The 10,659-nt window shown below is 65.3% G+C and carries 10 protein-coding genes; 7 read left to right on the top strand and 3 right to left on the bottom strand.

From position 1 onward, the window contains the following. Together ABEA43_RS30735 and ABEA43_RS30730 are read right to left on the bottom strand one after the other, a co-directional pair. Positions 1 to 952 (bottom strand): ALF repeat-containing protein (locus ABEA43_RS30735; RefSeq protein ID WP_345567225.1); only part of this gene is annotated, 952 nt, incomplete at its 3' end. Positions 953 to 1,113: 161 nt separating this feature from the next. Beyond that, on the bottom strand, positions 1,114 to 3,468 hold the full coding sequence (locus ABEA43_RS30730) for a S1 family peptidase (RefSeq protein ID WP_345567222.1): 2,355 nt from the start codon (positions 3,466 to 3,468) through the stop codon (positions 1,114 to 1,116). Positions 3,469 to 3,685: 217 nt separating this feature from the next. Here ABEA43_RS30730 and ABEA43_RS30725 point away from each other — a divergent pair, with 217 nt between their 5' ends. The 7 genes from ABEA43_RS30725 (at position 3,686) to ABEA43_RS30695 (ending at position 9,965) form a co-directional block, all read left to right on the top strand. Beyond that, complete coding sequence (locus ABEA43_RS30725; protein WP_345567220.1) at positions 3,686 to 4,075, top strand: RNA-binding S4 domain-containing protein; 390 nt, start codon at positions 3,686 to 3,688, stop codon at positions 4,073 to 4,075. 226 nt (positions 4,076 to 4,301) lie between these two features. After that, entirely contained in the window at positions 4,302 to 4,727 is a 426-nt protein-coding gene (locus ABEA43_RS30720) for a hypothetical protein (RefSeq protein ID WP_345567218.1), read from the top strand. A 298-nt stretch (positions 4,728 to 5,025) separates the two neighbouring features. Further along, entirely contained in the window at positions 5,026 to 5,487 is a 462-nt protein-coding gene (locus ABEA43_RS30715) for a GNAT family N-acetyltransferase (RefSeq protein ID WP_345567216.1), read from the top strand. A 404-nt stretch (positions 5,488 to 5,891) separates the two neighbouring features. Beyond that, positions 5,892 to 7,832, top strand: coding sequence for a hypothetical protein (locus tag ABEA43_RS30710; protein WP_345567214.1), 1,941 nt, complete (start codon positions 5,892 to 5,894; stop codon positions 7,830 to 7,832). Positions 7,833 to 7,867: 35 nt separating this feature from the next. Then, on the top strand, positions 7,868 to 8,407 hold the full coding sequence (locus tag ABEA43_RS30705; protein ID WP_345567212.1) for a hypothetical protein: 540 nt from the start codon (positions 7,868 to 7,870) through the stop codon (positions 8,405 to 8,407). A gap of 3 nt (positions 8,408 to 8,410) precedes the next feature. Next, positions 8,411 to 8,710, top strand: coding sequence for a hypothetical protein (locus ABEA43_RS30700; protein WP_345567210.1), 300 nt, complete (start codon positions 8,411 to 8,413; stop codon positions 8,708 to 8,710). A 100-nt stretch (positions 8,711 to 8,810) separates the two neighbouring features. After that, on the top strand, positions 8,811 to 9,965 hold the full coding sequence (locus tag ABEA43_RS30695) for an HNH endonuclease (protein WP_345567208.1): 1,155 nt from the start codon (positions 8,811 to 8,813) through the stop codon (positions 9,963 to 9,965). A 241-nt stretch (positions 9,966 to 10,206) separates the two neighbouring features. On the opposite strand, the gene ABEA43_RS30690 is transcribed toward ABEA43_RS30695, so the two are convergent. Continuing rightward, positions 10,207 to 10,608 (bottom strand): hypothetical protein, encoded by a 402-nt coding sequence (locus tag ABEA43_RS30690; protein WP_345567206.1) that lies wholly within the window; start codon positions 10,606 to 10,608, stop codon positions 10,207 to 10,209. Between the last annotated feature and the right edge of the window lie 51 nt (positions 10,609 to 10,659).

Raw genomic sequence — 10,659 nt, 5'->3', positions numbered from 1 at the left:
TTGCCCGCGCCGCCGCGGTCGCCGCGCGTCCTGCGGCCACGGCGGCCGCCCGCGCCGCGTCCGCCGCCGCGCGAGCAGCTTGTACGGCGACAGCGGACGCCGCCGCGGCGCGGTCGGCGGCCTCAGCCGCACGTTGTGCCTGACGCTTGGCCTCCGCCGACTCCCGGCCGGCCAGCGAGGCGAGGCGTTCCGCCTCCAGCGCGTCGTTCTTGGCCGCCAGGGACTCAGCCTCCGCGCGGTCGGCCTGCGCGATTGCGGAGATCGTCTCGAACGCCGCACGGCGCGTCGCCTCGGTGGCACTCGCCCGGAGATCGCCCAAGGTCTGGTTCTCGTTGTCCCGGGCCTGGGCCACCCCCCAGTCGATCTGGACGAACCGTTCCTGCATCTCCAGGCTGCCGTCCTGAAGCGCCCGGTTCGCCGCGGCCTTCACCTCCGGGCCGCCTTCAGCCATCGAACGATTGACGATCGCCCGCAGATCCAGCTTGTACGGCACCCGCCAGCCCGACTCGATGAACTGCCCCAACGTTTCCCGCGTCCCGTTGCGCAGCACCGCGTTCGCGGCGGCCTGGACCTCCGGCCCCCCGGCTGCCTTCATCTGGTTCACGCTGGCGCGCAGGTCGATCTCCCGGGCGGTCGTCCAGCCACCGGCGAGAAAGGTCTTCACGGCACCCGCGTCGCTCGAGACCAGGGCGGCGTTGGCCGCCTCGGACACCTCGGGACCGCCGTGGGCCTTGATGCGGCCGAGCTGTTCGCGATCGTCCTGCGCCGCGAGCCGGGGAAGCTGGCCGAGGAAGGCGCAGACCGCCGCCTTGTCTCCGAGCAGCGCCTTTTCCGCGGCCGGCCGGACGTTCACGCTGCCCGTGGCCCATGCGTCCAGAACCACTTGGCGCTCGCATACCGGCGCGGGCGGCGGATCCACCGCGGCCCGTGCTTCGCCGATCGGGCTGCCCACGAGAAGCAACGAGAGTACGGCGCCGATGGCACCTGCCGTCTGCCATGGAGCCCTATCGCGTAACGCGCGCATCACATTCATCGAGTCCCTCCACTATTTCGGGCCATTGACGTGGGCTGAACGGCCGGCCGGCTGTCATATGCCGGCCGGCCGTTCAGTTCTCAGCTGACGACCCGCAATTCCAGGAGGGTCTCTCTGCAGTTGTCGGGGAAATCCGGATGACTCTCGTCACAGGTGGTGTCCGTACGGCCGAACTGCTCGCTCTCGTCGCGCTCGACGAGCTTGGTACGCTCCGTGCCGGACGCCAGGTTCACCACCGTCGCGTCCACGTCATGGCCGAGCCCCGGTGAGCGGCTGTCGCCCTGGACCTCGTAGACGTTCGGAATCCGAATCTTCACGTATCCCGTGGGTGCGAGGACTTTGAAGCACACCGCCGTCACGCCGAGGTGTGGCTCGCCGATCTCGGTCTGGCCGTTCAGCAGGCCCGGGAACACCTTGATCACGCCGACCCCGTTCTCCGGGGACGCGGTGCACGAGACCCAGATGATCCCGCCATTCCCGGAGATCAGCTGGAAGTTCTGCGCCTCGGCCTCGTTCGTCCCCCAATCGACCTGGCCGGACGTGCCTGCGTACTCGTGACGGAAGTCCACGGGATAGCCGAATTTCTCCAGGATGGAGTCCGGGCCTATGACGGGCGACACGGTGACCGGAACCACCCGTACCGGCGGAAGAGACCGTCCCGCGAAATAGGTGATCCGGTCGCCTGGCCGGTAGAGGAACAGCTGGCTCTGCCCGCCTGTACTCCTGTAGTCGAAGGCGATGATGCGGTCCTTCGCCATCTCCAGGTCATAGCCACCGATGCCGGTCGAGCTGTGGAACACCGCTGTGAACGCGTTGCCCGCGCCGTGTTTCAGAATCCAGGCCGTCTTCCCACCCGGACGGTAAAGCAGCAGGTGATCCAGCCTTCCCGATTGCTCGTAGTCGAAGGCGATGATCTGATCCGCCGCGCTCTTCAGGTCATAACCACCGATGCCGGCCGAGCTGTTGAACACGGCTCTGAACGTGTTGCCCGCGCCGTGCTCGAGAACCCAAGCCGTCTCCCCGCCCGGACGGTAGAGCACCAGGTGATCAAGCTTGCCCGAACTCGTGTAATCGAAGGCGATGATGCGGTCCCGGGCGTCTTTCAGGTTGTAGCCACCGATCCCACCGTCGGCCGTGGAATAGACCGGCGTGAACGTGGCGCCACCGCTGTGCTGGAGAATGCGGGCCATCCCGGTCCCCGGCCGGTACAACAGCAGATCATCCGGCTTCCCCGAATGCTCGTAATCGAAGGCGATGATCTGGTCTTCGGCGCTCTTCAGGTCATAGCCACCGATGCCGGCCGAGCTGTGGAACACGGCTCTGAACGTGTTGCCCGTGCCGTGCTCGAGAATCCAGGCCGTCTCCCCGCCCGGACGGTAGAGGAGCAGATGATCCGACTTCCCCGAACCCGTGTAATCGAAGGCGATGATGCGGTCCCGGCCGTCCTTCAGGTCATAGCCACCGATACCAGTGGTCGAGGAATAGACCGGAGCGTAGGTACCGTCCGTGTTCCGCTTGACGATGAAGACGATCTCCGAGCCCGGACGGTAGAGCACCAGGTGATCGAGCTTCCCCGAATGCTCGTAGTCGAACGCCACCGCCTGATCACGGTTGTCAGCCAGGTCATAACCACCGATCCCGGTCAGACTCGATCCGTACTGGGTGAAGGACGTGGTGGGCTCGATCGCGACCGTGCGGAACCAGCTCGCCAGGTCGTCCACCCGCACCGCGTTGGCCCCGCGCGGCCCGTCGGCGGCCGCGCCCAGGCAGCCCCCCTGCCCCGCGCCGATGCTGAGCCCGACGAGCTCCGGACGGCTCCCGTCCGTACGGAAAACCGGCGCTCCCGCGTCGCCCTGACAGGCGCTCACGTCGCCGGCGTTCGCCCCGGTCCAGCCGAACGAGTCGGCGGCCACGGTCCCGGCCACGACCGGCGCGGCATGCAGCCGGTTGGGCGCCCATTCCGCGGTGGTCCGGCCATAGCCGGCGACCTGCAGCGCATTCCCCGTGGCCGGAACGGTGGCGCTGAGCGCGACCGGCGGGACGTCGACCACCCGCAACGCCATCCTGACCAGCACGACATCCCGGTCACGGTGCGGGTGGATCCAATCCACGGGCAGCACCCGCCCGCCCGTACCGGACAGATCGGTCCTGCCGACCGTCACGGTCGTCGCCACCTTCGGCGCCCCGCTCGTGACGGACTGCCCCGCAGAGGCGAAACAACTGGTGGCAGTGATCACCCACTGCGGGCTGATCAGGGCGCCGGTGCACCCGTGCGTCTCGCCGACGTTCACCTTCGCCACGAAACCCCATGTGCCGTTGGCGACCGGACTCCCGCCCTTGACCGCCTGGGCCGGCGTCGCTCCCACCCAGAGGACGGCCATTAATAACGTGAGGGTTGTGATGTGTAATAAGCGGATCATTCGCTGGAGGTTCACGGCACGATTGTGAGAGGCGGGTCCTGGACTCACCAGGGCATCTACCGGGCATAAGGCGGCCATTCGCTCAGCGACAGCTTCGCCTCTACTGCTGCGTACCGAGATGTGCAGTCCTTCGGACGAGACTCCTTCACGCCCTGGCCGCCTGCGAGAAACCCGCGCGTGGAGGCGGTTTGGGGTTGGCTATCCCACGTCCTTCACTCAGTACAGTGTCGGGGTGGCAGGTGAGCAGCTGAGTGCGCGGGTGGACAGCTGGATCTGGTCGGTGCGGCTGACCAGGACTCGTTCGATCGCGTCCGACGCCTGCCGAGGCGGGCACGTCCGAATCAACGGGGTACGGGTCAAGCCCGCCCACGACATCCGGGTCGGCGACGAGGTCCGGCTACGGCACGAGGGGCGCGAACGCATCGTGGTCGTCTCCCGCATCATCACCAAGCGCGTCGGCGCCGCCGTGGCCGCCGAGTGCTACGTCGACAAGAGCCCTCCCCCTCCTCCACGCGAGGAGACCGTGACGGTGGCCGTCCGCGCCCGCGGCGCGGGTCGCCCCACCAAACGAGAACGCCGCAACATCGACAAGCTACTCGGGCGCCAGGACCCCTCGTTATAGACCGCCGGGGTACGGTCATCCCCTTCGCTACGATGATCGCGGACCATGATGGGCGGCAGATTCGTGTCGCCGAAACGCGCGAGGAGTGCGGATGCAGCCGGATCCACCGCAGCCCGGGTTGCCTCAGTATGGTCAGCCGCCGATGGCCGGCGGACCCGCGCCGTGGGGTGGCGGGCCGAGCCCGTTGGCGGCGCCGCCCAGGCCGAGGGCAAACGCCGCGGCGGCGGTGATCGCCGGCATCCTGGCGCTGATCACCGTCGGCATGCTCGTCTGGTTCGCGCTTAACGACGCCCTCTACGCCGCCAGGCATGATGACTGGTCCAGCCTGGTGTTGCAGAACGTGCTCGGCGGCGTCATCGGCGCCGGGTTACTGCTGGTCGCAGCGGGGTTCACGGTCGCCCGCAGGATTCCCGGCGCGTGGACACTGTGCGCGCTTTGCGTGCTTTTCGTCGTGGCGAACCTCGTGTTGGCGCCGCTACTGCATGGCACGCCCTTCGGTGCTCAGCTCAAGTTCCTCTTCGGCTTCGACAAGATCAACGGCATCGCCGCAGGGCTGGCGACCATATTCTGCGCCCTGACGGCGATCATGGCGGCGATCGCCGGCAGCGTGAAGTCGTACAGACCAGCCACCGCCACGCCACCCCGTCCGTGATCACAGCGCGAGCTGCACTCTCAGACCAGCCGAACGCGCTGAAGAATCCCGGCGAACTCACCGGCTGCGGGGCTCGTGATCAGCTGATGTGTGACCGCGAAGGCCTTGCAGCCGGGAGAGGTGGGGCCAAACCTCATTGACGATCAAGGCCTCGAAGATCGCCAAGTGGGGCCAAACCTGTCTTGTAGGTGGGACCAAGCGCCGGCTGCCCCGGCTCGGGCCAGCCGCTACGTTCGACGCGGACCGGCTTCCTGATACGCGCCCAGCGCAGACCTGGCTGTAGGGCAGGATGGCCGCCATGATCGAGATCAACTTCCTGACCGAATCCGACCGCGCCTCCTGGGAATCGCTGGCCCGCGGCAAAGACACATACTTCGAGGTCGAACGCAGGGACGTCGACTACGAACGGACCTGGCGAGGCCTGCTCTACGACGAGCAGATACGCGGGATCGCCGCCCGACTGGACGGCAAAATGGTCGGCATCGCGCACTACCTGTTCCACGCCAGTGTCTGGTACGCCGGGAGATGCTATCTGGCGGACTTGTTCGTGGACGCGGAAGTCCGGCGGCGGGGTGTCGCGACGGCAGTGATCGAGTGGGTGGCGCAGGACGCCAAGGAGCACGGCTTCCCGAGCCTCTATTGGAACACGTTGGAAGACGCCCCGGCTCGCGCGCTGTACGACAAGGTGGGCAAGTACAACAAGGGGCTCATCCTCTACACCTACCGGCGTGACGCGAACCAGACCTCCACCCAGCGCTGAGAGGCGACCAAGATAGGGCGATCTCGAAGGGACCGACCACAGCCAGCGGAACGATCCTGCCGACCACTCGAGTAAATCAGCCGTCATCGACTCGGCCAGCAGCAACTTCAGGCGCCGATGGTTAGCCCATCCAACAGGACGGAGACAGGCACCAGTCGAATCCCGCTTTCGCGACGACGGCTCCACGTCCGCAAAGCACGACTCACTCCTTGACGAGCTACCTGGCGTGGGGTGGATTTCAAATAGACCGCAACCCGGAAGGCCCTGCCAGGTTGAACCGGCCCCAGGACGGCATGCGTACATGTTGGCGAACCCCTGCCCATATCGGTCGGGCAGGACACCTCCGGGGTGATCCGGAGGGGAGATAGCCTGCGCATGTCCTCTGAAGATGCCGGAGGCCGGTCATGACCGAGCCACCCCTTGAGCTACAACCCAAGCCGTTCGACAGCCAGTACTCCGGAATCAACCCGGATGTGATGGACCGGTTCGAGCCCTTGTTCAGCCGGGTCGGTGACTTGCTGCGACGGAACGAGCCCGCAGTGCGGCGTGCCCTGGAGAAGCTGGAACTGGATGTCTCAGGGCTGCGCTCGATGCGTGAGGCAGAGATCTGGATCCGCGGCAAGAAGCCCGAACTGCGGCGGCGCAACGACACGATCAAAGCGATGAACGAGACATGGCAATTGTCGCCCGGGAACGGTCTGGTCGGGCTCGACGAGGAGTTGCACAAGAAGGTCTCCTACGACCCGAATGCGTACGCGGCGGCGATCTTTCTTCGGGAGACCGCGAAAACCGGCAAAGTGAACAAACAAGCCCTCGCCCAACTGAAGAACCACGCGAAGGACCCGCAGTTCGCTCTCAAACTTCTGAACGTGCTGGGGCCGGACAAGTTCAAGGACGCAGCTGCTGCAGCCGTGCTGGACGAGGAGGACGAAGACAAACAGCGTCTGCTGGCCGCCCTCAGTACGGCTCTGGGTGCGGCCAGCGCTCAACTCAGCTCCGAGTGGCGGCAACGCCTGACTGCGAACCTCACGCTGGGCCCTCACCGGGGACTCGCACGGGTCCTCACTCATGGGACTTATAACAGCGCCTTCCTGGTTGAAGTGGCCAGGAAAATGGACGCTGCCGAACGAAGCTCTGTCAATTCCGGCGCCCACCGGCGGCACCCGATGGCGGACGTGATGGAGGCACTGGGCAAGAACCCGCAGGCGGCCCAAGACTTCTTCAACAGCGGCGACACACTGAAGTACTACACGACCACCCACGTGCTGGGCGACGGCGGCGTGGCTGTAGGCAGGGCGCTGGAGGCGGCCACCATCACGTTCCGGGACCACAGCGGGTCGGAGTCCCGCCCCTCATCGGGGTATGTGTCGGCAAAACTCGCCTCCCAACTCTTTCATCTCGAATACGAAAGAATAAATGCTGGAAAACCCGATAAATCTCTGGTGGGCCCCCTCTCCATGGGACGCATCCTGGCGGCTTACATACCCGACGTCTCACGAGTGGCGGCGATGCCTGGCATCGAAAAGCCAGGTGTGTACACGGAGGACAACCTGGCTCTGCCTGGCCAGGAGGAGTACGGTGCACAGATCAACAAGGTAGAGCTACGCGCCGTTATGAGCGAAACATTCAAAGCCGACAGCAAAGCCCTCGCGCTCGTCACCGCTGCTCAGACGGCCTGGGCGTCCAGGCTGTTCGACAACGGCGTCGGCGTGTTGGCAGCGAAGCAGGGCATCGGCAGCCTGACCAACGCGGCCCAAGAGGCCGGCGCAGGCTTCGGCCTCATCATGGACGCGGGCAACATCGCCAAAATCGACCTGGCCAAGGAAATGGACGAGACGCAGAAGCGCAACGTCAAGGCGCTCATGGCCGTCGTCAACACCGGACTCGCCTTTCCACAACGTGCGTCCTGGCCTATCGGAGCGACGGTTCTGGCGTCGTGGACCGGCATGATCGAGGACAGCTTCAAGGGCACCGCGGAGAAAGCCGCCGTGTTCGAGGCCAACACCACCCTTGAGCAGACGCGAGCCCTCCTTCATCAGCTCGGCGCTCAGGCGATGCTCGATCACGGCCTGTACGGATCACCCGATCATGCGGCCAAAACTCATCCGTGGGCCTGGCTTCGCGACCGCCATCCCGAGATTGACCCACTCAAGGCCCCGAACAACTTCCTCAAGGAAAATGGACGGCTGATGACCCCGGATGAGATGAGTGAAGGCACCGGGAAACGCTTGAACGCCTATCAGGCCTGGCTGTACCGGCAGACGAAGAACAATCCGTGGCTGGACCTGGGAGTCCAGAGCAAACTCAACGAAGGTTACGATCTCGGCATATCGAATTACAGGTAATCATGGCGAACTTATTCGTTCGGACGCTGATGGCCGTGAGCGCAGCCATCGGGATTAGCGCCTGCACCGGCGAGGCCCCGGAGAAGGTCGACACCTCCCCGCTTTCGACGGCGTACGCACCGCCGTTCATCTGCAACTATGTCCCCAAGGCCGCCGTGGAGCAGATCACCGGAGTCCGAGAGCCGTTGGTGAAGGGCTCCCTGAATCTGGCAGCGAAGGACCGTCCTGCCATCGGCGCCTGCTCCGTCTTCCAGAACGGCGGAGAGAAACTGTCGATCCTCCGCATCATGCTCGATACCGCGGGCTCTCGCGGGCAGATCGACGAACAACTCCGGGACGGCTCCAAACCGCTGCCCTCCGTCGTTCCCGATGGATTCGGTTACTACGTGACGGACCCCAACGTGAAGACCCGGGTGGGTTCCGTGCTGGTACGCGGCAAGGTGCGACTGGGCATCGAACTCGTGCTCGGCGTTGAAGGCCGCGACAACGAGGCCGACGTGGTGGCGTTGATGAAACTGATCGCCCCCAAACTCATCATGGGCACCGGCACGCCTCCTCCCGAGACGAAAGATTGAGCCATGCCCGAGATGGTCCCCAATCCTCTACTTCCTGCCTTACAGGAAGCTCTGCGCACGATCGAGCCGCTGATCCACGACATGCAGCAAGCTCTCGCCAACCGCGCCAAGGACTTCCATTCCGGCCGTATCTGGACCGGCCCAGTGGCCAGGGACTTCGATGGCGAACTCGACCGGCACAGCGGCCACGTCAGATATGCCGGCGAGACCATCCTGAACGACCTGCGCCTGCAGATCACCCGCACCGCCGACATGGTCACCGAGCAAGAGGCCATGCGGCTGATCCGCCGATACGACCTGTGAAGGGGCACAGGGCGCATGCCCACATCCTGTTGGCCGAAGCCCTGCGCGGTGGAGTCTCCGCTCTTGCACACGCTGTCAGCGTCCGACATATCGTGATCCAATGACCTTATCCGACCTTGATCGCGAGATGATTCTGGCCGCCATCAAGGAGTACGACCAACTGGGTCGCGACGCCTTCCTTGAGCGGTACGGCTTCCGCGAAGCACGCGACTACTTCATCATCCACAACGGACGCGGGTACGACTCCAAGGCGATCGCCGGAGTGGCCTACCGAGGAGTCGACGGGCACGTACTTCGCGCTTCGGAGTTCTCTGGAGGGGCTGCAACGGTCGGCAGGGTCCTCGGCCACCTCGGATTCCTGCTTGGTTCGCGCCAAGACGCATCGCCTGCCGCAGCATTCCTGGAGAAGATCAGAGATCTCGACACCGCCGTCTCGAACGGCCGTCCCAAGCGTCATCAGCCGCTCACCCTCTTGTGGGCCCTTGGCCGAGCGGCACACCGAGCAGAGCGCCTTGTTCCCTGGGATGTCACACGAGCCGAGATCAGTGCCCTCATCAAAGAGTTCGGTCTACCGGGCGACCGGCCCACGCCTGAATACCCGGTCTTGAAGCTCACGCACTTCGGGTTATGGACGCTGCCCGACCACCCGGAGCCGCCTCGCCCCAGCGGCAGTCCACCCTTGGGATGGATGAGCCGAAACCAGCCGGTCTCCGGTCTACGCGAGTGGGTGTACGAACTGGTGGCGGAAGAGCAGGCGGTACGGTCTCAAGCGAGCGCGTACCTCTTGGAAAAGTACTTCCCGGACGAGGATCAGAACACGCTGCTCATCCGCGTCGGCCTGGGCGACATCGACGAAGAGCCGCTCCCGCCACCCGACGAAGCCCGTACACCGGGACGCCGCTCGGCCACGGTCCAGCGGATCGTCCGTGACAACGCACTCTCGCGGCTGATCAAGACCCTGCACGATCACACCTGCCAGATGTGTGGAGTCCGGCTGCTCCTCCCTAACGGCCCGTACGCCGAGGGAGCGCATATCCGCCCGCTCGGCAGCCCGCACGACGGCTACGACGTGGCAGGCAATCTCCTCTGTCTATGCCCCAATGACCACGTGCTCTTCGACCAGGGCGCAGTTATCGTCGAGGACGACCTCACGGTGGTCAACCGGCTCACCGGCGAGTCGACGGGCGCCTTGCGGACCGTTCCCGGCCACGACATCGATCCGCAGTATCTGACGTACCACCGCAATCTGTACTGACCCGTAGCAACTGTTGATGACGAGCATTCAGCCGGCGATGAAACTCGTCGGAGCCCTCCGTCATGATCCCCTGTGACGGACTCGCGGTGCCCACGTACCTGCTCCCGCCGCCCCACGTCCGCATCCACCTGGGAACAGGGCCACCGGACGCGTGCTACAGGTCAGCACGGATAGACCTGAAGCTGAACCTGCTAGCAACCAAGGGCAGCCAGACGGGTGCAGCCCCCGATGACCTGGTTCATCAGGTTTGCGCCTTCCAGGTTCGAGCGCTGGCGTGATCGAGCCACAGCTGGATGCCAGCCAGATCGACCGTCAGCCCGAACCGGTCGTAGCCGGGCCTGCCGAGCGAAATCCATTGCCGATAGGCGGACGACAGCTCATCCCAAAGCCGCCGGTCACCGTACTGCGTCACCTCCGCCTCGGCCGCTCCAGCCTTGAGGTCGCAGGCCGCCCAAGAGCCTTCGGCGACATGGTCGTCCAGCTCGTACAGAAGCAGGGAGTCTCCGCCGTCTTCGCTGACGTCGGGTGCGCAGCCGCCCGGATCTGCCAGAGCCTCCCAGTCCACAGCCGCAACTGCCAACTTCGGGTACAAGCACCCGTCGTTGGAGGACTGCCACGCCACCACCAGGGCGCCCAGGTTCACCGACGCGTACTCGCGGATGCAGGAGCGCCCGCACCCGGCATGCTGGACCTC

Origin of the sequence: Nonomuraea rosea (assembly GCF_039539705.1) — a bacterium.
Classification (GTDB): domain Bacteria; phylum Actinomycetota; class Actinomycetes; order Streptosporangiales; family Streptosporangiaceae; genus Nonomuraea; species Nonomuraea rosea.
This window is presented reverse-complemented; position numbering and strand designations above follow the sequence as displayed.

What these genes read in the sequence shown, in the direction of transcription:
- ABEA43_RS30715 (WP_345567216.1), top strand. Translation starts at nt 5,026, where the DNA reads ATGATCGAGATCAACTTCCTGACCGAATCCGACCGCGCCTCCTGGGAA.
- ABEA43_RS30710 (WP_345567214.1), top strand. Translation starts at nt 5,892, where the DNA reads ATGACCGAGCCACCCCTTGAGCTACAACCCAAGCCGTTCGACAGCCAG.
- ABEA43_RS30700 (WP_345567210.1), top strand. Translation starts at nt 8,411, where the DNA reads ATGCCCGAGATGGTCCCCAATCCTCTACTTCCTGCCTTACAGGAAGCT.
- ABEA43_RS30695 (WP_345567208.1), top strand. Translation starts at nt 8,811, where the DNA reads ATGACCTTATCCGACCTTGATCGCGAGATGATTCTGGCCGCCATCAAG.